Origin of the sequence: Empedobacter sp. GD03861, assembly GCF_029840885.1 — a bacterium.
Taxonomy (GTDB): domain Bacteria; phylum Bacteroidota; class Bacteroidia; order Flavobacteriales; family Weeksellaceae; genus Empedobacter; species Empedobacter falsenii_B.
Map to the genome: position 1 here is coordinate 18,330 of NZ_JAOCDJ010000012.1, position 23,917 is coordinate 42,246.

Sequence of the window (23,917 nt, forward strand, 5' to 3'; positions counted from 1 at the left end):
TATTGGTAAATTACCAAGACGCTTTTTTAACACCTGGGATTAACCCTTCGTTCGCCATTTCGCGGAAAGTTACACGAGAGATCCCGAAAGTTCTCATGTATCCTCTTGGACGACCTGTTAATTTACAACGGTTGTGTAAACGTACAGGAGAAGCGTTTTTAGGTAATTTTTGTAATGCTTCGTAGTCACCAGCTTCTAATAAAGCTTGACGTTTCGCAGCATATTTAGCAACTAATGCTTCTCTTTTGCGCTCACGCGCTTTCATTGATTCTTTAGCCATGACTTCTTATTTTTCTTTAGTAAATGGTAATCCGAATTTAGATAATAAAGCTTTAGCTTCTTTATCTGTGTTCGCTGAAGTTACAAAGGTAATATCTAAACCTTGAATTTTCTTGATTTTATCAATATTAATTTCTGGGAAGATAATTTGTTCTTTGATACCTAAGTTATAGTTACCTCTACCGTCGAAACCTGTAGAAGAAATACCGCTAAAATCACGTACACGTGGTAAAGCTGCAGATACTAAACGGTCTAAGAATTCATACATTTTCTCACCACGTAAAGTTACTTTAGCCCCAATTGGCATTCCTTTACGTAATTTGAAAGCTGCTTCATCTTTCTTAGAAATTGTTCCTACTGCTTTTTGACCAGTGATTAATTCTAACTCTTCGATAGCGTAATCAACGATTTTTTTGTCAGCTGTAGCAGCACCTAAACCTTGAGATAAAACAATTTTCTCTAATTTAGGAACTTGCATAATAGATTTGTATCCGAACTCTTCTTTAAGAGCAGCTACAATCTCTTCTTTATATTTAACCTGCGGACGAGGTGTGTATGTTGTTGTACTCATCTTAGATAGCTTTTCCTGATTTTTTAGCAATTCTTACTTTTTTCCCTCCTTCTTCTTTGATCGCTACTTTCGTTGCTTTCCCAGTTTCTGGATCTACTAAAGCCAATTTACATAAATAGATTTGAGCTTCTTTTTCAACAACTCCACCTTGTGGATTTTGTGCGCTTGGCTTTACACGTTTTTTTGCAATATTAACCCCTTCAACGATAGCTTTAGCTTTGTCAGGGAATACGCGTAACACAGTACCAGTTTGACCTTTGTTAGATCCTGATAATACGACTACTTTGTCTCCTTTTTTAATTTTTAACTTTGCCATGTTGTTCTATTATAATACCTCTGGGGCTAATGATACAATTTTCATATATTCTTTATCACGTAACTCACGAGCAACTGGACCGAATACACGAGTACCACGCATTTCTCCTTGAGTGTTCAATAATACACATGCATTATCGTCGAAACGGATATATGAACCGTCTTTTCTACGAACTTCTTTTTTAGTTCTAACTACAACAGCTTTTGATACAGCACCTTTTTTAACGTTTCCTGAAGGTGTAGCTTCTTTGATCGCAACTACGATTTTGTCACCTACTGATGCGTATCTTCTTTTAGTACCACCTAAAACGCGGATTACTAATGCTTCACGAGCTCCTGTGTTATCTGCAACTTTTAATCTAGATTCTTGTTGTAACATAACTTATCTTATTTAGCTCTTTCAATGATTTCTACTAATCTCCATCTTTTGTTTTTAGACAAAGGACGAGTCTCCATGATACGCACTGTGTCACCTTCGTTACACTCGTTATTTTCGTCGTGCGCTGTATATTTCTTCGTTTTTAAAACGAATTTCCCATAGAATGGGTGCTTTTGCTTCTTAGTTTCAGCTACAACAATGGTTTTTTCCATTTTGTTTGATGTAACTAAACCTACTCTTTCTTTTCTTAATTTTCTTTCCATCAGTTACAGATTACTGTTATGATTGTTTTTCGTTTAACACGGTATTCAAACGAGCAATTGTTCTGCGTAAGTCTCTAATACCGATTGGATTTGCTACAGGAGAAACAGCGTTTGTCAATTTTAATTGATCGTAGTTCGCTTGTTCTTCAGCTATTTTAGCTTGTAACTCCTCAACACTTAGATTTCTAATATCTGCTGCTTTCATTTTTTCTTAATTTTTGAAATTATTAATTTTGGAAATCACGTGCAACGATAAACTTAGTCTTAACAGGTAACTTCTGAGCTGCTAAACGCAATGCTTCAGTTGCAACCTCTACTGGCACACCTCCTACTTCGAATAAGACACGACCTGGTTGTACAGGAGCTACCCAATATTCTGGTGCACCTTTACCTTTACCCATACGTACCTCTGCTGGTTTCTTAGTAATTGGTTTATCTGGAAATATTTTAATCCATAATTGACCCTCTCTCTTCATGAAACGAGTTGCAGCAATACGAGCTGCCTCGATTTGACGTGCTGTAATAAACGCTTCGTCTAAAGATTTGATCCCGAAAGTCCCGTAAGCTAATTGAGTTCCTCTGTGAGAAACACCTTTCATCTTACCTTTTTGGGTTTTTCTAAACTTTACTCTTCTCGGTGATAACATATCTACTTAATTCTTTATGTTAGTTGTTAAACTAAATTATCGCTTTCTATTATTAGATCTTTCACCTCCCTTTCTGTTGTTGTCAGATTTTTTTTGTTTTTTCTGTAATCCAACTAAAGGAGATAATTCTCTCTTACCATATACCTCACCTTTCATGATCCATACTTTGATCCCTAAACGACCATAAGTTGTATGAGCTTCTGAAATGTGGTAATCAATGTCTGCACGGAATGTAGACAAAGGAATACGTCCATCTTTATAAGTTTCAGAACGTGCCATCTCTGCACCGTTTAAACGACCAGAGATTTGAACTTTGATTCCTTCTGCGTTCATTCTCATTGCTGATTGAATTGCCATTTTAATAGCACGACGGTAAGAAATACGATTCTCAATTTGACGAGCGATACTATCCCCTACTAAGATTGCATCTAATTCTGGTCTCTTAATTTCGAAGATGTTAATTTGAACCTCTTTACCAGTGATTTTCTTTAACTCTTCTTTTAATTTGTCAACTTCTTGTCCACCTTTACCAATAATGATACCTGGACGAGCAGTAGTTACAGTTACTGTAACTAATTTTAAAGTACGATCGATGTAAATACGAGAAACTCCGGCTTTAGACAAACGTGCTCTTAAATAAGTACGAATTTTTGCATCTTCTGCAATTTTATCACCGTAATCATTTCCACCGTACCAGTTAGAATCCCATCCTCTGATGATTCCTAAACGATTTCCGATTGGATTAGTTTTTTGTCCCATATTCTTAATCTTGTACTTTTTGTTTATCTTCTTTAGTTCCTAAAACCAAAGTTACATGGTTTGAACGTTTTCTGATTCTATGTGCTCTACCTTGAGGTGCAGTACGAATTCTTTTTAATTGACGTGCACTATCAACAGAGATTTCTTTAACATATAATCCAGCTTCTTCAACATCAGCTCCTTCATTTTTGATTTGCCAGTTAGCGATAGCGCTTAATAACAATTTCTCTAAACGGATTGAAGCGTGGTTTTTAGTATATTTTAAAATACCTAAAGCTTTTTGAATTTCAACTCCACGGATAATATCTACTACTAATCTCATCTTACGAGGAGAAGTAGGAACATTATTTAATTTCGCAAAAGCTACCTGCTTGTTAGCTTCTTTGATTCTTTCGTTACTTAATCTTTTTCTAGATCCCATGGCCCTTTACTATTTTTTTCCTTTGTTTTTAGCTCCGGCATGACCTCTAAAAGTACGTGTAGGAGCGAACTCACCTAATTTATGACCTACCATATTCTCAGTAACATAAACAGGAATAAATTGCTTTCCGTTGTGTACTGCGATTGTTTGACCAACAAAATCAGGAGAAATCATTGATGCTCTTGACCATGTTTTGATCACGTTTTTGCTACCGCTTTCTACGTTAGCAAGAACTTTCTTTTCTAATTTATAGTGGATGAATGGTCCTTTTTTTAATGAACGTGCCATAAATTATTTTTTTCTTCTTTCAACAATATATTTGTTAGACGCTTTCTTCTTGTCACGAGTTTTGTAACCTTTCGCTGGAATACCGTTACGAGAACGAGGGATACCTCCTGTCGCACGACCTTCACCACCACCCATTGGGTGATCTACAGGGTTCATAACCATTGGACGAGTTCTTGGACGACGACCTTGCCATCTAGAACGACCAGCTTTACCAGAAACTTCTAACTGATGGTCTGTGTTAGAAACAACACCTACTGTTGCTTTACACTCCACTAAAATCATTCTTGATTCACCACTTGGTAACTTAACGATAGCATATTTACCATCACGCGCAACTAATTGAGCATAAGTACCTGCACTTCTTGCCATAACTGCTCCTTGCCCTGGACGTAATTCAATACAAGAGATTACTGTACCTAATGGCATATTTTTAAGCTTCATAGCATTACCTACTTCTGGTTCTACGTTTTCACCTGAAACAATTACTTGTCCAGCTTTCAAACCATTTTGAGCAATAATGTAACGTTTTTCACCATCTTCGTAAGATAATAAAGCGATGAATGCAGTTCTGTTTGGATCGTATTGTACAGATTCTACAGTTGCAGCACCTTCTTTATCACGTTTGAAGTCGATGATACGATATTTTTGTTTGTGTCCACCACCGATATAACGCATTGTCATTTTACCAGTGTTGTTACGTCCACCCGATTTAGATTTTCCTTCAACTAATGTCTTTTCTGGCTTAGCATTTTTATCTACTGCCGCAAATTCATTAACCACTCTAAAACGTTGTCCCGGGGTGATAGGTTTTAATTTTCTTACTGACATTTTTTAATTCTTAAATTATCCGAACAACTCTATTTCTTGACCTTCAGCTAAGCTAACGATCGCTTTTTTCAACTTATTTGTTTTTCCAGTTTGAAAACCTGTTTTTGTGTAACGAGTTTTTACTTTTGGAGCAGATACTAAAGTACTAACAGAAACTACAGATACACCGTAAGTTTTTTCTACAGCTTCTTTAATTTGAATTTTGTTAGCTTTTGTGTCTACATAAAACGAATATTGCCCTAACAACTCACTGTTATTAGTTGCTTTTTCTGAAATTACTGGTTTAATTATGATTCCCATTTTCTTCGTCTTATTTTGTTAAATTTTCTTGAACTGTTGCTAAAGAACCTTCTAAAAATACGATTTGAGAAGCATTGATTAAATCAAATACATTTAATTCCTCAGTTGTAACAACTTTAACTTTTTGTAAGTTACGAGAAGATAAATATACATTGCTATTAGATTCACCTAATACGAATAATGATTTTGTGTTCTCTAATCCTAAATCAGTTAAAACAGTTTTGAACTCTTTAGTTCTTGGAGCTTCGAAAGAAAAGTTTTCAACAACTTTGATTTCATTCTCAGCTAACTTTTGTGATAAAACTGATTTTTTAGCTAATCTCTTTTGTGCTTTGTTTAATTTGAAAGAGTAGTTTCTTGGACGTGGTCCGAAAACTCTACCTCCTCCTCTAAACACTGGAGATTTGATAGAACCAGCACGAGCTGTACCTGTTCCTTTTTGCTTTTTGATTTTACGAGTTGATCCCGCAATCTCAGCTCTTTCTTTTGCTTTGTGCGTTCCTTGGCGTTGAGCTGCTAAATATTGTTTAACTTCTAAGTACACTGTGTGTGTAGAAGGCTCAATTCCGAAAACTGCCTCGTCTAAAGATACTGTTCTTCCAGTTTCTTGACCTTTGATGTTTAATACTACTACTTCCATCTTCTAACGATTACGTATGAATTTTTAGGACCTGGGATAGCACCTTTAACAATTAAAAGATTTTTCTCAGTATCCACTTTAAGTACTTTTAAGTTCTGAACAGTAACTTGTTTACCACCCATTCTTCCAGCCATACGCATTCCTTTGAATACACGAGATGGATCTGAACCAGCACCGATAGAACCTGGAGCTCTTAAACGGTTATGTTGACCGTGTGTAGCTTGACCTACCCCACCGAAACCATGACGTTTAACAACACCTTGGAAACCTTTTCCTTTTGAAGTACCTGTAATACTTACAAATTCTCCTTCGTTGAATAATTCAACGTTAACTTCTCCTCCTAGAGTTAAAGAGTTCACGAATTCTTCACCGTAAAACTCAACTAACTTTCTCTTTGGAGTCGTTCCTGCTTTTTTAAAGTGACCTTTTAAAGCATTAGTCGTGTTTTTTTCTTTTGCGTCATCGAAACCAAGTTGAGCAGCAACGTACCCATCTTTCTCTACGGTTCTGACTTGAGTAACCACACATGGCCCAGCCTCTACGATTGTCACAGGAATATTTTTCCCGTTCTCATCAAATAAGCTAGTCATCGCGATTTTTTTACCAATGATACCTGACATTTGATTAAAATATGTTAATAATTTGTTTAATATTTCAGAGAATGTGGACTTTCGACCACTAGAGATCTTCTCTAAAATTAGCATGCAAATGTATGAATTAATTTGTAAACAACAAACTTTCAATTGATTATTTTTCAAAAGTTTACAAACAGCGAAAAATGTCAATCAAAGCATTCTTAATAGCAACTCATAAAAAAACCCTGAGATGTGCACGTCTCAGGGTTTATATTTATTTAAAATACAGCTAACTATACTTTAATTTCTACTTCAACACCACTAGGTAATTCTAACTTCATTAAAGCATCAACTGTTTTAGATGAAGAAGAATAAATGTCTAATAATCTTTTGTGAGCTGATAATTGAAATTGCTCGCGAGATTTTTTGTTAACGTGTGGAGATCTTAAAACTGTAAAGATTCTTTTGTGAGTTGGTAATGGAATTGGTCCATTAACAACAGCTCCTGTAGCTTTTACAGTTTTTACGATTTTTTCAGCTGATTTATCAACTAAAGAATAATCGTAAGATTTTAATTTTATTCTAATTTTTTGACTCATTTTTCTTGAATTAAGCGTTACCTTTTGCTTTAGCGATTACAGCTTCAGACACGTTTGTTGGTGCTGGAGCGTAGTGATCGAATTCCATTGTAGATGTAGCACGACCAGAAGATAATGTACGTAATGAAGTTACATATCCGAACATTTCTGCTAATGGAACCATAGCTTTAATAACTTTAGCGTTATTTCTATCATCCATTCCTGATACTTGACCACGACGACGGTTTAAGTCACCTACAATATCACCCATGTTTTCTTCTGGAGTTAAAACCTCTAACTTCATGATAGGCTCTAAGATTTGAGCACCAGCAGCTTTTGCAGCAGCTTTGTAACCCATTTGAGCAGCTAACTCGAAAGATAATTGGTCAGAATCCACAGGGTGGAAAGATCCATCTTTTAAAGTAACTTTTAACGAATCCATTTCGAATCCTGCTAAAGGTCCATTCTTCATTGCAGCTTTGAAACCTTTCTCAATAGAAGGGATAAATTCTTTAGGAACGTTTCCACCTTTAATTTCTGAAACGAATTCTAAACCTACTTTTCCTTCATCTGCTGGTCCCATTTCGAAAACGATATCAGCAAATTTACCACGTCCACCAGATTGTTTTTTGTAAACTTCACGGTGTTCAGCTGGTCTTGAGAATGACTCTTTGTACTCTACTTGAGGCTCTCCTTGGTTAACTTCTACTTTGAATTCACGCTTTAAACGATCAACAATGATATCTAAGTGTAACTCACCCATTCCAGAAATAACTGTTTGCCCTGAAGCTTCATCAGTTCTAACTGTAAATGTTGGATCTTCTTCAGCTAATTTAGCTAAAGCCATACCCATTTTATCAACATCAGCTTTAGTTTTAGGCTCAACCGCGATACCAATTACTGGATCTGGGAAATCCATAGATTCTAAAACGATAGGTGCTTTTTCATCACATAAAGTATCTCCTGTTTTGATATCTTTGAAACCTACAGCAGCTCCAATATCTCCAGCTTCGATAAATTCGATTGGCTCTTGTTTTGCAGCATGCATTTGGAAGATACGAGAGATACGTTCTTTATTACCAGAACGAGTATTTAATACGTAAGATCCAGCATCTAAATGACCAGAATAAGCACGGAAGAATGCTAAACGACCCACATAAGGATCAGTAGCAATTTTAAACGCTAATGCAGAAAATGGCTCATCTGCAGAAGGTTTTCTTGTTATAGGCTCTTCTGTTTTTGGATCTGTACCGTGAATAGCATCTTTATCTGTTGGAGCAGGTAAATAACGACAAACAGCATCTAGCATGAACTGAACTCCTTTATTTTTGAAAGAAGATCCACAAGTCATTGGGATAATAGACATGTCTAATGTTGCTGCACGTAAAGCTGCATGAATTTCGTCTTCTGTAATAGAGTTTTCATCTTCCATGAATTTCTCTAATAAGTTTTCGTCATAAGCAGCGATTTCCTCGATTAATTGAGCTCTGTATTGTTTAACTTCGTCAACTAAATCTGCAGGAATTTCTACAACATCAAAAGTAGAACCATTGTTTTCATCATGCCATACAATCGCACGGTTTTTGATTAAATCAACGATACCTTTGAAATCAGCTTCTTCACCGATAGGTAATACAATAGGAACAGCATTAGATCCTAACATTTCTCTTACCTGACGACATACATTTAAGAAATTAGATCCTTGACGATCCATTTTGTTAACAAATCCCATACGTGGAACTTTGTAGTTGTCAGCTAAACGCCAGTTAGTTTCTGATTGAGGCTCAACACCATCAACTGCTGAAAATAAGAATACTAATCCATCTAATACACGTAATGAACGGTTTACCTCTACAGTAAAGTCAACGTGACCAGGAGTATCAATAATATTGAAGTGGTACCCTTTTGCATCTGCTAATGGCTTACCTTGTTCTGTTGGAAAAGTCCAAGTACAAGTTGTTGCCGCAGAAGTAATGGTAATACCACGCTCAGCTTCTTGCTCCATCCAGTCCATTGTAGAAGCTCCATCGTGAACCTCTCCAATTTTGTGAGACTTTCCTGTATAGAATAAGATACGTTCTGTAGTGGTAGTTTTCCCAGCGTCGATATGCGCTGCGATACCAATATTTCTTGTATATTTTAAATCTCTTGCCATTTCTATTAGAATCTAAAGTGTGAAAATGCTTTGTTTGCTTCAGCCATTTTGTGAGTATCTTGACGTTTTTTAACGGCAGATCCTTCTTCTTTAGCAGCAGCAATGATTTCACCTGCTAATTTTTGAGCCATAGATTTCTCATTTCTATTACGAGAGTATTTAATTAACCACTTCATAGCAGTTGAAATCTTACGGTCTGGACGGATTTCCATTGGAATTTGGAATGTTGCTCCACCTACACGGCGAGAACGAACTTCTACGTGAGGCATTACGTTTGATAATGCTTCTTTCCAAATATCTAATGATGTTTTTTCCGCATCTTCTTTACGAGAATCTACGATTTCTAATGCATCATAAAAAATTTTAAATGCAACAGATTTTTTTCCATCATACATTAAGTTGTTAACGAAACGTGTTACTAACTGATCATTAAATTTAGGATCTGGAAGTAAAGGTCTTTTTTTAGCTCTTGTCTTTCTCATCTTTCCTTAAATTTATTTTTTAGCATCTTTTGGACGTTTCGCTCCATACTTACTTCTACGTTGAGTACGTCCGTTTACTCCCGCAGTATCTAACGCTCCACGTACAATGTGGTAACGAACACCTGGTAAATCTTTAACTCTACCTCCTCTAACCAATACTATCGAGTGCTCTTGAAGATTATGACCTTCACCACCGATGTACGCGTTAACTTCTTTCCCGTTTGTTAATCTAACACGAGCAACTTTACGCATTGCTGAGTTAGGTTTTTTAGGAGTTGTAGTGTAAACACGTGTACAAACACCGCGGCGTTGTGGACATGATTCCAATGCAGCCGATTTACTCTTCTTGGTTAGTTTTTTTCTACCTTTTCTAACTAATTGTTGAATTGTTGGCATACTAATTAAATTTCCTTTTAAATTTGGATTAAACCCATTTTTTGGGCATGCAAAACTACAAATAATTTATACAAAAACAAATAATAATGGATTTATTTTACATTGATTTATAATTTTTTAAAGAATTATAAACTATATTTTACAGAATTTTAATTCAAGAATAACAAAACAAGTAAATTATCAATAAACCTAATTTTTGATAAGTGATAGTATCTTATCTACATCTATTGACAACAAAATTTATTAAAACTTTATCCTATATTATTTTTCTCTAAGCTAATAACTTTTCGTATTTTTAATTAATCTGAATATCATATAATTATCAATATATTTTAATAAAAACGTTCGTATAATATTTATTTAATGTTAATTTTACATTAGAAAAATTAATTTTGCACTTCAAAACATTATTGAATGTCGGTAAACTCATTTTTTAAATTATTTACTCCGAAGGATAAAGTATTCTATCCTTTGTTCGAGGAAGCTTCAAAAAGTTTAATCAAATTAGCTGAATTGTTACATGAATGTGTAAACGCTCCAGTTGAAGAACGCGAAGATTACATCGCGCAAATTTCTAAGATAGAAAGCAAAATTGAATATCTTACTCAAAAAACAAATTTAGAGTTAAGCAAAAACTTTATCACACCTTTTGACAGAGAAGATATTTATCAATTAGTAAAATCTATCGATTATGTTGCAGATAATTTAAATGGAGCAGCGAATCGTATCAATATTTATCAAGTAGATAAAATTACAAAATCTATCCGCAAAATTACAGCTGTTAACTTAGAGGCTTGTCAATTAATCGGAGAGGGAATTGAGCAATTGAAAGATTTGAGAAACGTAAATCGTATTTACGAAATATGTGAACGAATCAATAAATTAGAAAATAAATCGGATCGTATTTTTGATAAAGCAGTTCAGGAAATTTTCGAAAACGAAACTGATGTTAAAAACATCATCAAATACAAGGAAGTTTTATCTTCATTAGAATCTGCAACAGATAAGTGTAAAAGTGTTGCAAATGTATTGGAAGCAGTAGCGGTAAAACACTCATAACCAGAACTTAATCTAAAAGATTATGACAGAATTTTTTTCAGCGTTTTCGAGCATGCTTACGTCAACGCCAGGAATCCTATTGATTACTATTATCGTCTTAGCTTTTGTTTTTGATTATATAAATGGTTTTCACGATGCGGCAAATTCTATCGCTACCATTGTCGCTACTAAGGTTTTAACACCTTTTCAGGCTGTACTTTGGGCAGCAGCATTCAACTTTGCAGCTTACTTTATTTCGGTCTATTGGATTGGAGAATTTAAGATTGGTAATACGATTGCAAAATCGGTTAACGAGCATTTTATTACACTAGAAGTAATATTAGCTGGAATTATCGCTGCCATTTCTTGGAACTTATTAACATGGAAGTTTGGTATTCCCTCTTCTTCTTCTCATACATTAATTGGTGGTTTTATTGGAGCAGCATTAGCTCACGCTGGTGGTTTTTCTGCCGGTGGAGAAGATGTAATTGTTTACAAAAAAGTAATTCCAATTGTTTGCTTTATCGTATTAGCGCCATTAATTGGTATGATTATCGCCTCGATATTAACCATCATCACGCTGCATATTTGTAAAAGAGCCAAACCTGCAAAAGCAGAATGGTGGTTCAAAAAATTACAATTAGTTTCTTCTGCCCTTTTCTCTTTAGGACACGGTATGAATGATGCGCAAAAGGTAATGGGTATTATTGGAGCTGCGGTTATCTTCTATCACATGAATGTCGATTTTGACCCAGCTTATGTACAAGCGGAAGATAAATTCCAATATTTCGTAGCGCATTGGATGTGGGTTCCTATTACATCGTTTGTTGTTATCGCATTAGGTACAATGGGTGGTGGATGGAAAATCATCAAAACAATGGGTTCTAAAATTACAAAAGTAACACCATTAGAAGGTGTAGTTGCTGAAACTTCAGGAGCAATGACGCTTTATATTTCTGAGCATTTCGGAATTCCAGTTTCTACAACGCATACAATTACAGGTTCTATTATTGGTGTAGGTTTAACGAAACGTGTATCTGCAGTTCGTTGGGGAGTAACAATTAGTTTACTTTGGGCTTGGGTTCTTACCATTCCAGTCTCAGCATTATTAGCTGCATTGATTTACTACATCGTAACATTATTTGTTTAAAAAAAAACAATCAATATCATTCATATTTAGGAGCTTTTATAAGCTCCTTTTTTATTTTTGAAATAATTTTCGAAATTGATAAATGATAAGTTTAAGAAAGTTTTAAATTTGCGCCATGCAATTAACTGTATTATTTATCATTATCGGTTTAGCCATTTTATTTGATTTCTTAAATGGTTTTCACGATGCCGCAAACTCTATTGCAACCGTTGTTACTACAAAGGTTTTGACTCCAATTCAGGCTGTTATTTGGGCTGCATTCTTCAATTTTGTTGCTTTTTTCATTGCTAAATTTATCATTGGAGAATTCGGAGTTGCAGACACAATCGCTAAAATTATCAAAGAAGATGTTGTTGTCGCATTTGGCTCTAATCCATCTGTAGTTGTTATGGCGGCGCTTTCTGCAGCAATCACTTGGAATATTTTAACTTGGAAATTAGGAATCCCTTCCTCTTCATCTCACACATTGATTGGAGGATTAGCTGGAGGTGCATTAGCTGCAACAGGTTATGATTTTTCTGCGATTAACAGTACAATTATCTTAACGATTATTGCTTTCATTTTGGTCGCGCCAATTATTGGTTTGGTCGCTGGTAATGTTATTTACATCATCACGCTGAATCTTTGTCGAAATGCAAAACCACATAAAGCAGATGCTTGGTTCAAGAAATTGCAATTGGTTTCTTCTGCAATGTTGAGTATTGGTCATGGTTTGAATGATTCTCAAAAAGTAATGGGAGTGATCACGTTTGCTTTACTTGCCAATCAAACTGCGATTGTTAATACGGATATGAATGATTGGATTTTGAATGATGTTTTCAATTGGAAACATTGGTTCATCACAACAAGTAGTACTGATATTCACGATTGGGTTCCGATTATGTGTTTCTCGGCAATTGCTTTAGGAACTTTAGGTGGCGGAATGAAAATCTTAAAAACGATGGGAAATAAAATTACAAAAATTACTCCTATCGAAGGTTTCACTGCTCAAACAGCTTCAGCTATTACATTATTTTTTACAGAACATATCAAAATGCCAGTTTCTACAACGCACGTAATCACGGGATCCATTATTGGTGTTGGAATGGTAAAAAGAGTTTCTGCCGTTCGTTGGGGTGTTACAATTAGTTTATTATGGGCTTGGATTTTGACAATTCCAGTTTCTGCACTTATTGCAACAGGATTTTATTATCTATTTTCGATGTTTTTCTAACATTAAAAATTTAATCATATAAAAAATGGCTGTCAAAATTGACGGCCATTTTCTATTTATTTTAATATTTATTCTTGAATGATTATTTGCTAAAATCTTCTTTCAATAAATCGATTTTCGCTAACAACGTTTGTTGAACAGCTGGATAATCTTCTTTGTTAGAAAGTGAAGCATTTACAGAGAAATAATATTTAATCTTTGGTTCTGTTCCAGAAGGACGACAAGCTACTTTACTTCCATCCTCTGTATAGAAAATCAATACATTTGACTTTGGTATCTCAATCGCTTTTTCTTCACCAGAAATTAAATCTTTGTCGATAGAAGATTGAAAATCTTTTACACGAACAACTTTAGATCCTGCTAATTCTTTTGGAGGATTTGATCTAAATTCAACCATCATTTTAGCAATTAACTCTGCACCTTCTTTTCCAGGTTTTACAATACTAATTAAATCTTCTTGATATGCTTTTCCGATTTCAAGATAGATTTCCATTAATTTATTGTACAGAGAACTTCCTTTTGCTTTTTGTACAGCAGCAATTTCAGAAACCAATAAAGCTGTTGTAACAGAATCTTTATCACGGATAAAGTCTCCAACCATAAATCCGAATGATTCTTCTCCTCCTCCAACAAAACTTTCTTTGCCTTCGAATTTGCGAATCATATCAGCAATCCATTTGAAACCTGTTAATCCTACTTTACAATCAACATTGAATTTCGCAGCAATATCATAGAAAATATCAGACGTTACGATTGTCGATCCGATAAATTCATTTCCAACTAATTTCCCCGATTTTTGCCATTTTTCTAATAAATAATAAGCCAAAACAGTGTTCATTTGGTTACCATTTAATAAAACAATTTCACCTTCATTGTTACGCGTTGCAACACCTACACGATCCGCATCAGGATCTGTTCCAATCACAACATCAGCACCAATTTCATTCGCTAAAGTAACTGCCATAGTCAAAGCCTCTGGTTCTTCTGGATTTGGCGATTTTACTGTTGGGAAATCTCCACTTGGAATTGCTTGTTCAGCAACTTGATGAACTTGAGTAAAACCAGCTTTATCAAAAGCTTTTGGCGTAATTGCAACGGCAGTTCCGTGAATAGAAGTAAAAACAATTTTTATATCTTCCTTACCATCTTGTGTAAAACTTCCGTTCGCTACACATGCATCAATAAAAGCTTCATCAATTTCTTTACCTATATACGTTAACAATGCATCGTTACCTTGAAATTTGATTTCTTCTACTTTTACATTATTTACTTCATTAATAATTTCTCCATCTTGTGGCGGAACAATTTGCGCTCCATCATTCCAATAAACTTTGTAACCATTGTAAATCGGAGGATTGTGGGAAGCTGTCAACACAATTCCAGCATCACAACCTAAATGACGAACTGTAAAAGACAATTCTGGCGTTGGGCGAAAAGATTCAAACAAATAAACGTTGATTCCATTCGCAGTCAAAACATCGGCAACCATTTTTGCAAACGTATCCGAATTGTGACGAACATCGTATGCAATCGCAACTTTTTTCTCTTTATTCGGAAATTGTTGATTAATATAATTTGCTAAACCTTGCGTTGCTGCACCAAGTGTATATTTGTTTAAACGATTTGTTCCAACACCCATTATACCACGCATTCCTCCTGTTCCAAACTCAAGGTTTTTATAAAAAGAATCGTCTAATTCGGTTGGATTATTATCAATTAAATCTTGAACAGCTTTTCTTGTTTCCGCATCATAAGCGTCAGAAAGCCATAATTTAGCATTATCTAAACTTGAAGTCATTCTTATCTTTTATTTTTTTAATACTTGGGCGCGGTCGGCAATTTTTGTATCCTTATTAGGATCGCCCATAAAATTTACAATTGAGTTTCCTTTTGCAGAACCATATAAGGTTTGGCGTGCATTGATGTCTAATAAAGCGTTATCATCTGTTGTGAAATTAGCTTCATTGACCTCGTATTTGAATAAATTCAATTGTGCTTCGCCATAAGCTTTCACTTTCATAGTTCCAGCAGTTCCTTCTAACATAATATTAGATTGATCATCTGCTTTCAAATCAAAGTTGTTTGTAATCAAAAAAGTTTGATTAATTCTCGCTTGATCTTTCGCAGAGATAGTCAATTCATCAACATTCAATGTTCCAGAAGTAGTCAAAGAAGTTTGTTTATTTGCATCAATCTTTTCTAAATCTCGTGTCACATAAACGTACAAATCATAGGCACTATAATGGTCTACATTTGATTTTTCTTTGATTGTAACCGCATTATTTTTTGCTTCAACTTCTAAATTATCAATAATATTTTGATGCGATTCTACTTTAACTCCAGATTTATTTCCTGGAACTAAAATAACATTACAATTACACGAAACGCTCAAATCTTTGATATTATCAGCTGTATATTCTTTTTGAGCCGTTGCAGCACCTTCTCCATCAATTGATGATGAACACGAAGTTGCAACTAAACCTAAAAATCCTAATAAAAATATTTTCTTCATAGTAGTTGGTTATTTAATTAGTTTAAATTCAATTCTTTTTGAACTAAATACAATTGTTTTTCGCGATTATTGCGAACAATTAACTCGCCCAAAAATCCCGCCAAAAATAATTGCGTTCCTAAAATCATAAAAACTAACGAAATATAAAAATAAGGACTATCTGTGATTAATCTGGCTGGTGTATGGGAAATATAAACTTTATATAATTTCTCGATTCCTAAATAAAATGAAGCGAAAAACCCTAAAATAAACATCAATGTACCCAATAAACCGAAAATATGCATTGGTTTATTCCCAAACCTTGACGCAAAGAAAAGTGTAATCAAATCCAAGAAACCATTTACAAAACGATTTGCTCCAAATTTTGAAACACCATATTTACGCGCTTGATGTTTTACTTTTTTCTCAATAATTTTCGAATATCCCGCATTTTTCGCTAAAACAGGAATATAACGGTGCATATCACCATACAATTCGATATTTTGCGTTACTTCCCAACGATAAGCTTTCAAACCACAGTTAAAATCGTGCAATTTTACACCAGAGGTTTTACGTGCTACACCATTGAATAATTTCGAAGGAAGATTTTTTGTCAATTTATTATCTTGACGATTTTCTTTCCAACCCGAAACAATATCTGCTTTTTGGTTTTTCAGCATTTTGTATAACGACGGTATTTCCTCAGGAAAATCTTGTAAATCTGCATCCATAGTAATCACAACATCTCCTTTCACTTCTTTAAAAGCCGCGCTAAGTGCTGGAGACTTACCATAATTTTTACGGAATTTAATTCCTTTCACTTCTGTATTGAAGTTGGCAATATACTCTATAATTTGCCACGAATCATCTGTACTCCCGTCATCAACGAAAATAACTTCGAATGTAAAATCATTCTGTTCACAGACTTTTTTGATTCTGTAGAATAATTCCTCTAAGGAATCTTGTTCGTTCAGTAAAGGAACAACAACTGAAATATCCATATGTTAAAAAACACGTTTTTTTAAGAATTGTGAAAACATCGCTGCAATTGCGATGTAGAAAGATAAGAAAATTGAGGATAATCCGAAGAAGTTTTTCACAGTAAATAAATTAAGTGTTTTATAATCATCCGAATTTCTAAATGTTTCGATATCTTTTGCGACTTTTGGATCAGACATATTAGACGTGAAAGTATCTAATAACCCTTGTTTCAAACTATCTTGTGCCCATTCTCCATAAGTATTGAAGAATACAAAAATAACAATCAAACTCATGATTCCTGCAAAGAAAATCGTGTAGAAACCAACTTTGAAACCTTCTTTGAAAGTCATTAATTCTTCTGAAGTTTGATGATTTTTTGCTTTATTTTTCGATAAATTGAAAATTATTAAAAAACAATATAATGCATACAAAGGTAATACAATAAAACAGCAAATCATGAAGCTGTAAGTGTAATAATCTTTTACAGAAACTGTTCCGTTTAAAGAAAAATAAAAGTAAAGCGCGAAAAACAATGCTAATGTAATTGCTGTAAGCACCAAAGAGTTTTTGAAAATTTTATTAAAACTAATCATTCTGCAAAGATAATTATATCTCGTAATTCTTTCTCTATTAAATTGTATGATTTAAAAAGGAATTTATCTTCATAAATTCTTTTCTTCAATTATTTTTTACAATATCAATTACTTTTTTAGTTCTAATTTTTATTTGTAAATCAATCTATTAATTCAATCAGACCTAAGCAACAAGAAAGTTTTTTCAATAAACACTTTTATTTTTACAAAACTTTCTTACCTTTGCATCAGGCAAGTCCTACACAACCAGCTCCTGTTGAATCCTCCAGGACGGGAACGTAGCAAAGGTATACGGTCGTAGCGGTGTGATGTAGATCGCTTGCCTATTTTTATTTTTCTAAATTTCACTCCCACTTTTTTTTACCCCATTATTTATTCGTAAATTTGCAACCATTGATTTAAAGATTCAATGGAAACAAACAAAGCACCAAAGTACATTTTCGTTACCGGAGGAGTAACATCGTCGTTAGGAAAAGGAATCGTAGCATCATCATTAGGAATGCTACTAGAAGCAAGAGGATATAGAGTAACAATTCAGAAATTGGATCCCTATATAAATGTAGACCCAGGAACACTTAATCCTTACGAGCATGGAGAATGTTACGTTACGGAAGACGGTGCAGAGACCGATTTAGATTTAGGACATTATGAGCGTTTCTTGAACCGCGCAACATCTCGTGCTAACTCAGTTACTACAGGTCGTATTTATCAAACAGTTATAGAAAAAGAACGTCGTGGAGATTATTTAGGAAAAACAGTTCAGGTTGTTCCTCATATCACAAACGAAATCAAACGTCGTATCAAATTATTAGGTAATACAGGTGATTATGATATCATCATTACTGAAATTGGAGGTACGGTTGGAGATATTGAGTCTTTACCTTATATCGAATCTATCCGTCAGTTAACTTGGGAATTAGGAGAGCATAATTCTTCTGTTATTCACTTAACATTAGTCCCTTATTTAGCTGCTGCGGGTGAATTAAAAACAAAACCTACTCAACATTCTGTTCGTACATTAATGGAAAATGGTATTCATGCCAATGTTTTAGTTACACGTACAGAGCGTCATTTACCAAAAGATGTAAAAGCTAAATTGGCTTTATTCTGTAATGTTCGCAAAGAAAATGTAATCGAAAGTATGGATGCGGACACAATTTATGAGGTTCCATTCTTATTACATAAACAAAATTTTGACGAAGTTGTTTTAAAAGGCTTAGATTTGCCAACTGATCAAGAACCAGATTTTACAGTTTGGAACAAATTCTTATCAAATCATAAAAATCCTAAAAACGAAATCGAGATTGCTTTAGTTGGTAAATACGTTTCGTTACACGATTCTTATAAATCAATTACAGAAGCATTTACGCATGCTGCTGCAACTTGCGAAACGAATGTAAAAGTTCGTTGGGTATATTCTGGCGATATTACAGAAGACAATGTTGGAGAGCAGTTGAAAGGCGTTTCGGGAATTTTGATTGCACCAGGTTTTGGAGATCGTGGTATTTTAGGTAAAATAATTGCTGCAAATTATGCACGAAGAAATAATATTCCAACATTAGGAATTTGTTTGGGAATGCAAATTATGGCAATTGAATTTGCGCGTAACGTTTTAGGTTACGAAAAAGCAGATTCAGCAGAAATGGATTTAACAACGCCTTATCCAGTTATCAGTTTGATGGAAGATCAAAAAGATGTATCGGACAAAGGAGGAACAATGCGTTTAGGAAATTGGAAATGTGAATTAACTCCTAATTCAAAAATTGAGAAAATTTACAACACAACCGAAATCTTAGAACGTCATCGTCATAGATATGAATTCAACAATGATTTTTACGATGAATTTATTGAAAACAATTTTATTCCAGTTGGTAAAAACCCTGAAACAGAATTAGTAGAAATTTTAGAACATAATCAACACCCATATTATATAGGTGTACAATTCCATCCGGAATATAAAAGTACAGTTGCTTCGCCACATCCTTTATTTATAAGTTTTATCGAAGCTTCTTTATTGAATAAACAAAATGATTTATTAAATGCAACAAGAGAAAAAATTTGATTTTAACCAAACGATTGGTTTTATTTTAATTGCAATTCTTTTTGGCGTATTCTATTTTCTAAACAAACCTTCGGAAGCGGAGGTCGAAGCTCAGAAAAAAGAATTAGTTCAAAAGCAAGAGCAAGCAAAAAAACAGGAACAATTAAATAAAACAGCTACAACACAAGCTTTTCAAACTGTAGATCCTACATTAGCAAAAGATATTGAAGTTAGTAATGATAAATTAAAAGTTACTTTTTCGCCAAAAGGAGCTCAAATTTCTGACGTACAAATCGTTGGATATACAGCTTACAATGACAAAAAAGATGGACACAAAGATCCTTTACATTTGATAAAAGATGGATCAAGTAAGTTCAATTTATCATTCAAAACAAAACAAGGAGCTGTTCTTAATGTTTCGGATTTAGTATTTGTACCTCAAGTACAGAAAAATGCGAACAATACAATTGTAACGTTTACAGCAAATGCTCAAAATAGTCAAATTCAATACATCTATACATTAGGCGATTCTTATGGTATCGATTTCGAAGTTAAAACGCAAGGTTTATCTAACATCACTTCTGAGAAAAATGTAGATTTAGCGTGGACAATGGACGGTTTCAGTACTGAGAAAGGGAAAGATCAAGAAAAATATTGGTCGCATACTTATTTTCAGTTCAAAGGAAACAAAGACATCGAATACGAATTATTTGGTTCTGACGAATGGGAAGAAGAGGAAGCTATTTCTTGGGTAGCCAACAAACAACAATTCTTCGCAACAGTTTTATCAAATGATGAAGGGTTTAAAACAACAAAAGGTGGTTCTAAAAACTCTGATAAAGAGGATTTAACTTATAGTAAACACTATCACTTAAACTCTAAATTAGAGTTGAAAAATAGTGAAATCAATTCTAAATTCACATGGGATTTTATTCCATTGGATTATAAAATGTTGAAAGATTACAACGACAAAGGATTCCAAAACTTAATTGACTTTGGTTGGGGATTATTTGGTTGGTTGAATAAATATTTCTTCTTGAATGTTTTCAAATGGTTAGCTTCAGTAGGAATCACTTACGGATGGGTAATCTTTTTGATGACAATCGTTGTAAAATTGATTTTATCTCCAATTATGTACAAACAATACCGTCAATCTGCATTGATGAAAGTTGTTCGTCCAGAGTTGAATGAAATCAACGAAAAATACAAGGATCCGAAAGATGCGATGAAGAAGCAACAAGAAACAATGGCAATTTATCGTAATGCAGGAATCAATCCATTAGCAGGATGTTTACCAGCATTATTACAAATTCCTATTTTCTATGCGTTATTCCGTTTCTTCCCGAACTTAATCGACTTGAGAGGTGTTCCTTTCTGGTTCGTAGATGATTTAACAGCCTTCGACGATTTAATCAAATTACCAGAATGGGTTCCATTCCTTAATGGTCACTTAAGTGTATTCGCTTTATTATACATTGTTGCAATGATGATTTATTTTAAAGTTTCTGGATCTATGGATAACTTCCAAATGCCACAACAAGAAGGAATGCCAAACATGCAATTCATGAAATACATGATGTATGTAATGCCAGTTTTCTTCTTTGTATTCCTTAACAATTATGCTTCTGGTCTATCTTGGTATTATTTAGTATCCAATGCGATTAATATTTTCATCGTGTTATATATTAAGAAATATATGATTCACGAAGCAAAGATTCATCAAATCATCGAAACAAATAAAACAAAACCTAAAAAAACAGGTAAGTTTGCTTCGAAAATGCAAGAAATGATGAAACAAGCTCAAGAAATGCAAGAGCAACAACAAAAGAACAAAAAGAAATAATCAAACTATATTTCAAATTCAAAAATCCGTTAATGATAATTAACGGATTTTTTATTTATTCAAGACAATAAAAAATTTAAGCACTCAAATTATTATATACCAACATTTTATTCACTTAAAAATATTTTTATAGTGTACGTTATACACTTTTTATGAATAAATTCTTTTTTATTTATTATTTTCAGATTATTATTGTCTCAAAATAATAAATAACATGAACAATATTTACTCAATTAAAGACCAAACAGCAAATCCTGGACCTTTAGGATTATTTGGTTTTGCAATGACAACTGTTTTATTAAACATACACAATGCAGGTTTTTTCCCTGTTAATAGTATGATTATGGGAATGGGTGTTTTCTTTGGAGGTGGAGCACAATTTGTGGCTGGCGTTATGGAATGGAAAAAAGGAAACAACTTTGGTAGTATTGCATTCATGTCTTATGGCGCTTTTTGGTTAACACTTGTATTTACATGGTTAGCCCCGATGTTTGGCGTAGAAAAACCGGACGGAAATTCAATGGGATGTTATTTAGGAATGTGGGGATTATTTACATTAATCAACTTTTTCCAAACCTTAAAAGGCAATTTGGTCGGAAAATTATTATTCGGATCATTAACCTTATTATTCTTTTTATTGGCAGCAGGTAACTTTACAGGTAGTCAAAGCATTTTACATTTTGCTGGTTGGACAGGAATCATCTGTGGATTTATTGCTTTTTACGAAGCTTCTGCAATTATGATTAATCAGAAATACGAAAAAGCAATTCTTCCTCTATAAATAGTATGAATAAAAAAAATCCTTTATCAGAGACTGATAAAGGATTTTTTTATAATTGTAATGAATTATTTATTAAACATTGGAGCTAATAATTTTTTCCAAATAAATAAGATTAATAATGATCCTAAAATTGAAAAAATCCAATCCAATGGACTGAAAAAACTTACTTCTCCATCATGAGAAATTCCTAAAATTGTACGCATATAAGCTCCTAAATATGCACCAATAATACCTATAAGTGCAGTTACCCAAAATCCTCCCGGATCTTTACCTGGCATTATTGCTTTAGCAATTCCAGCACAAATTAAACCGAACACTAAGTATACCAAAAAGCTCCAAACTCCGGTAATACCTAACATAATAAATGAAGTTGTCATCATAATTAATACTATTTTTTATGGTTTTAAAAATTGTTAAGTAAATCTTAACTAAAATCGTTCCAAAAAGATAAGAAAAGTTTTTGTAATTTGTAAATTTGTAACACTATAAAATAAAATTTATGTCTCTAATCAAATCTATTTCAGGTTTTCGTGGAACAATCGGAGGAAAACCGGGAGATAATTTAACTCCTATAGACGCTGTTAAATTCGCAGCTGCTTACGGAACTTGGCTTAAGAATCAATCAAATCAATCAGAATATAAAGTAATTGTAGGGCGCGACGCTCGTATTTCTGGACAAATGGTTTCTCAATTAGTTTGTTCAACTTTACAAGGATTAGGAATTAATGTTGTCGATTTAGGTTTATCTACAACGCCAACTGTAGAAGTTATGGTGACACATTTGCATGCAGATGGAGGAATTATTTTAACTGCTTCTCACAATCCAAAAGAATGGAATGCATTGAAATTATTGAATGCAAAAGGAGAATTTGTTTCTGCTGCAGATGGCGCACAAATTTTAGCTTTCGCAGATAAAGATGATTATACATTTGCTGAAGTTGATGATTTAGGTTCTTATGAAACTTTTGATGATGCAATTGATTTACATATCGAGAAAATTTTGGCTTTGCCATTAGTGAATGCAAAAGCGATTCAAGAGAAAAATTTCAAAGTTGCGATTGACGCGGTAAATTCAACTGGAGGAATTGCAATTCCTAAGTTGTTACAACGTTTAGGTGTGATTCATTACGATATGTATTGCGAACCAAACGGGAATTTTCCACATAATCCAGAGCCTTTAAAAGAACATTTAGGTGATATTTGTAAAAAAGTAATCGACGAACAAGCTGATTTCGGAATTGTAGTAGATCCAGATGTTGACCGTTTAGCAATTATCGACGAAAAAGGTGAAATGTTTGGAGAAGAATACACATTAGTTGCAGTCGCAGATTATGTATTATCAAAAACGCCTTCAGCAACAGTTTCTAACTTATCATCTTCTCGTGCTTTACGCGATATTTCTGAAAAATATGGTCAAAAATATTCGCCATCAGCAGTTGGAGAAGTGAATGTTGTAGTTGAAATGAAAAACGTTGATGCTAAAATTGGTGGAGAAGGAAACGGTGGAATTATTTATCCAGAATTACACTACGGACGCGATTCTTTAGTAGGAATTGCTTTATTCTTGACATATTTAGCTGAACAAGATAAATCAGTTTCTGAAATTAGAGCTTCTTATCCAGCATATTTTATGGCGAAAAAGAAAATCGAATTAACACCAGAAATCAATGTTGACGAATTGTTAGTGAAAATTCAAGAAGTTTACAAAAACGAAGAAATCAATACGGTTGATGGAGTTAAAATTGATTTTCCTACTGAATGGGTTCATTTAAGAAAGTCAAATACAGAGCCAATTATTCGTATTTATACTGAAAGTACTTCAGAAGAAAATGCAAATAAATTAGCGGATAAAATGATCGAAAGCATCAAAAATATTATCTAAAACAATCTATTTTAATTGTTTAACAAAT

General features: G+C 33.8%; 30 protein-coding genes and 1 other RNA gene. 8 read left to right on the forward strand and 23 right to left on the reverse strand.

Annotation, left to right across the window (positions count from 1 at the left end; translation table 11 throughout):
• Positions 1-10: 10 nt before the first annotated feature.
• The 18 genes from rpsN to rpsL form a co-directional block, all read right to left on the reverse strand.
• Positions 11-280: a 30S ribosomal protein S14 gene (gene rpsN, locus N5D03_RS08035; RefSeq protein WP_019974193.1), complete on the reverse strand. Its 270-nt coding sequence runs from the start codon at positions 278-280 to the stop codon at positions 11-13.
• A gap of 6 nt (positions 281-286) precedes the next feature.
• Complete coding sequence (rplE, locus tag N5D03_RS08040) at positions 287-850, reverse strand: 50S ribosomal protein L5 (RefSeq protein ID WP_038335516.1); 564 nt, start codon at positions 848-850, stop codon at positions 287-289.
• 1 nt (position 851) lies between these two features.
• Complete coding sequence (gene rplX / locus N5D03_RS08045) at positions 852-1,166, reverse strand: 50S ribosomal protein L24 (RefSeq protein ID WP_038335509.1); 315 nt, start codon at positions 1,164-1,166, stop codon at positions 852-854.
• Positions 1,167-1,175: 9 nt separating this feature from the next.
• Positions 1,176-1,544, reverse strand: coding sequence for a 50S ribosomal protein L14 (gene rplN, locus N5D03_RS08050; RefSeq protein WP_019974196.1), 369 nt, complete (start codon positions 1,542-1,544; stop codon positions 1,176-1,178).
• A gap of 8 nt (positions 1,545-1,552) precedes the next feature.
• Entirely contained in the window at positions 1,553-1,807 is a 255-nt protein-coding gene (gene rpsQ, locus N5D03_RS08055) for a 30S ribosomal protein S17 (RefSeq protein ID WP_019974197.1), read from the reverse strand.
• A 16-nt stretch (positions 1,808-1,823) separates the two neighbouring features.
• Entirely contained in the window at positions 1,824-2,012 is a 189-nt protein-coding gene (gene rpmC / locus N5D03_RS08060; protein ID WP_038335494.1) for a 50S ribosomal protein L29, read from the reverse strand.
• 22 nt (positions 2,013-2,034) lie between these two features.
• Positions 2,035-2,454, reverse strand: a complete 420-nt coding sequence (gene rplP, locus N5D03_RS08065) for a 50S ribosomal protein L16 (protein ID WP_280051338.1) — start codon at positions 2,452-2,454, stop codon at positions 2,035-2,037.
• A gap of 36 nt (positions 2,455-2,490) precedes the next feature.
• A complete protein-coding gene (gene rpsC / locus N5D03_RS08070) occupies positions 2,491-3,213 on the reverse strand; it encodes a 30S ribosomal protein S3 (protein WP_019974200.1) in 723 nt (240 codons plus the stop codon).
• A 4-nt stretch (positions 3,214-3,217) separates the two neighbouring features.
• Positions 3,218-3,634 (reverse strand): 50S ribosomal protein L22, encoded by a 417-nt coding sequence (rplV, locus tag N5D03_RS08075; RefSeq protein ID WP_019974201.1) that lies wholly within the window; start codon positions 3,632-3,634, stop codon positions 3,218-3,220.
• A gap of 9 nt (positions 3,635-3,643) precedes the next feature.
• Positions 3,644-3,922, reverse strand: a complete 279-nt coding sequence (rpsS, locus tag N5D03_RS08080; RefSeq protein ID WP_019974202.1) for a 30S ribosomal protein S19 — start codon at positions 3,920-3,922, stop codon at positions 3,644-3,646.
• A gap of 3 nt (positions 3,923-3,925) precedes the next feature.
• A complete protein-coding gene (gene rplB, locus N5D03_RS08085; RefSeq protein WP_038335472.1) occupies positions 3,926-4,750 on the reverse strand; it encodes a 50S ribosomal protein L2 in 825 nt (274 codons plus the stop codon).
• A 15-nt stretch (positions 4,751-4,765) separates the two neighbouring features.
• Positions 4,766-5,050, reverse strand: coding sequence for a 50S ribosomal protein L23 (gene rplW, locus N5D03_RS08090; protein ID WP_038335466.1), 285 nt, complete (start codon positions 5,048-5,050; stop codon positions 4,766-4,768).
• Between the two features lie 10 nt (positions 5,051-5,060).
• Positions 5,061-5,690 (reverse strand): 50S ribosomal protein L4, encoded by a 630-nt coding sequence (rplD, locus tag N5D03_RS08095; RefSeq protein ID WP_038335460.1) that lies wholly within the window; start codon positions 5,688-5,690, stop codon positions 5,061-5,063.
• Positions 5,681-6,310 carry a 50S ribosomal protein L3 gene (gene rplC / locus N5D03_RS08100; RefSeq protein ID WP_038335606.1) on the reverse strand — a complete coding sequence of 210 codons (630 nt, stop codon included), beginning with the start codon at positions 6,308-6,310 and terminating at the stop codon, positions 5,681-5,683. The genes rplD and rplC overlap by 10 nt, the downstream gene beginning before the upstream one ends.
• Before the next feature lie 248 nt (positions 6,311-6,558).
• Complete coding sequence (gene rpsJ / locus N5D03_RS08105) at positions 6,559-6,864, reverse strand: 30S ribosomal protein S10 (protein WP_019974208.1); 306 nt, start codon at positions 6,862-6,864, stop codon at positions 6,559-6,561.
• A 10-nt stretch (positions 6,865-6,874) separates the two neighbouring features.
• Complete coding sequence (gene fusA / locus N5D03_RS08110; protein ID WP_280051339.1) at positions 6,875-8,998, reverse strand: elongation factor G; 2,124 nt, start codon at positions 8,996-8,998, stop codon at positions 6,875-6,877.
• Positions 8,999-9,003: 5 nt separating this feature from the next.
• Entirely contained in the window at positions 9,004-9,480 is a 477-nt protein-coding gene (gene rpsG / locus N5D03_RS08115) for a 30S ribosomal protein S7 (RefSeq protein WP_019974210.1), read from the reverse strand.
• Positions 9,481-9,492: 12 nt separating this feature from the next.
• Positions 9,493-9,876: a 30S ribosomal protein S12 gene (gene rpsL / locus N5D03_RS08120; RefSeq protein WP_019974211.1), complete on the reverse strand. Its 384-nt coding sequence runs from the start codon at positions 9,874-9,876 to the stop codon at positions 9,493-9,495.
• A 414-nt stretch (positions 9,877-10,290) separates the two neighbouring features.
• Between rpsL and N5D03_RS08125 the strand changes: the two genes are divergently transcribed.
• The 3 genes from N5D03_RS08125 (at position 10,291) to N5D03_RS08135 (ending at position 13,277) form a co-directional block, all read left to right on the forward strand.
• Positions 10,291-10,935 (forward strand): DUF47 family protein, encoded by a 645-nt coding sequence (locus N5D03_RS08125; protein WP_038335434.1) that lies wholly within the window; start codon positions 10,291-10,293, stop codon positions 10,933-10,935.
• Positions 10,936-10,957: 22 nt separating this feature from the next.
• Positions 10,958-12,064, forward strand: coding sequence for an inorganic phosphate transporter (locus N5D03_RS08130; RefSeq protein ID WP_280051340.1), 1,107 nt, complete (start codon positions 10,958-10,960; stop codon positions 12,062-12,064).
• Positions 12,065-12,179: 115 nt separating this feature from the next.
• A complete protein-coding gene (locus N5D03_RS08135; protein WP_114999000.1) occupies positions 12,180-13,277 on the forward strand; it encodes an inorganic phosphate transporter in 1,098 nt (365 codons plus the stop codon).
• Positions 13,278-13,359: 82 nt separating this feature from the next.
• Here the strand turns inward: N5D03_RS08135 and N5D03_RS08140 are convergent, their stop codons facing one another.
• The 4 genes from N5D03_RS08140 to N5D03_RS08155 are packed head-to-tail and all read right to left on the reverse strand — an operon-like array spanning position 13,360 to position 17,342.
• Positions 13,360-15,075: a phospho-sugar mutase gene (locus N5D03_RS08140; RefSeq protein WP_219034157.1), complete on the reverse strand. Its 1,716-nt coding sequence runs from the start codon at positions 15,073-15,075 to the stop codon at positions 13,360-13,362.
• A 9-nt stretch (positions 15,076-15,084) separates the two neighbouring features.
• Entirely contained in the window at positions 15,085-15,789 is a 705-nt protein-coding gene (locus tag N5D03_RS08145) for a DUF2807 domain-containing protein (RefSeq protein WP_125349699.1), read from the reverse strand.
• 17 nt (positions 15,790-15,806) lie between these two features.
• Entirely contained in the window at positions 15,807-16,769 is a 963-nt protein-coding gene (locus tag N5D03_RS08150; RefSeq protein ID WP_114998995.1) for a glycosyltransferase family 2 protein, read from the reverse strand.
• A 3-nt stretch (positions 16,770-16,772) separates the two neighbouring features.
• Positions 16,773-17,342, reverse strand: coding sequence for a DUF4199 family protein (locus N5D03_RS08155; RefSeq protein WP_114998993.1), 570 nt, complete (start codon positions 17,340-17,342; stop codon positions 16,773-16,775).
• A 229-nt stretch (positions 17,343-17,571) separates the two neighbouring features.
• On the opposite strand from N5D03_RS08155, the gene ffs reads away from it, so the two are divergent.
• From ffs to N5D03_RS08175, 4 genes are all read left to right on the forward strand, one after another.
• An RNA gene (ffs, locus tag N5D03_RS08160) (signal recognition particle sRNA small type) lies at positions 17,572-17,670 on the forward strand.
• A gap of 81 nt (positions 17,671-17,751) precedes the next feature.
• Positions 17,752-19,404, forward strand: a complete 1,653-nt coding sequence (locus N5D03_RS08165) for a CTP synthase (protein WP_114998992.1) — start codon at positions 17,752-17,754, stop codon at positions 19,402-19,404.
• Positions 19,382-21,226 carry a membrane protein insertase YidC gene (gene yidC / locus N5D03_RS08170; protein WP_280051341.1) on the forward strand — a complete coding sequence of 615 codons (1,845 nt, stop codon included), beginning with the start codon at positions 19,382-19,384 and terminating at the stop codon, positions 21,224-21,226. The genes N5D03_RS08165 and yidC overlap by 23 nt, the downstream gene beginning before the upstream one ends.
• A gap of 214 nt (positions 21,227-21,440) precedes the next feature.
• Entirely contained in the window at positions 21,441-22,007 is a 567-nt protein-coding gene (locus N5D03_RS08175; RefSeq protein WP_280051342.1) for an acetate uptake transporter, read from the forward strand.
• A gap of 65 nt (positions 22,008-22,072) precedes the next feature.
• Here N5D03_RS08175 and N5D03_RS08180 read toward each other — a convergent pair whose 3' ends face one another.
• On the reverse strand, positions 22,073-22,387 hold the full coding sequence (locus N5D03_RS08180) for a GlsB/YeaQ/YmgE family stress response membrane protein (protein ID WP_125349703.1): 315 nt from the start codon (positions 22,385-22,387) through the stop codon (positions 22,073-22,075).
• A gap of 119 nt (positions 22,388-22,506) precedes the next feature.
• Here N5D03_RS08180 and glmM point away from each other — a divergent pair, with 119 nt between their 5' ends.
• Positions 22,507-23,889, forward strand: coding sequence for a phosphoglucosamine mutase (glmM, locus tag N5D03_RS08185; protein ID WP_280051343.1), 1,383 nt, complete (start codon positions 22,507-22,509; stop codon positions 23,887-23,889).
• Positions 23,890-23,917: the final 28 nt, after the last annotated feature.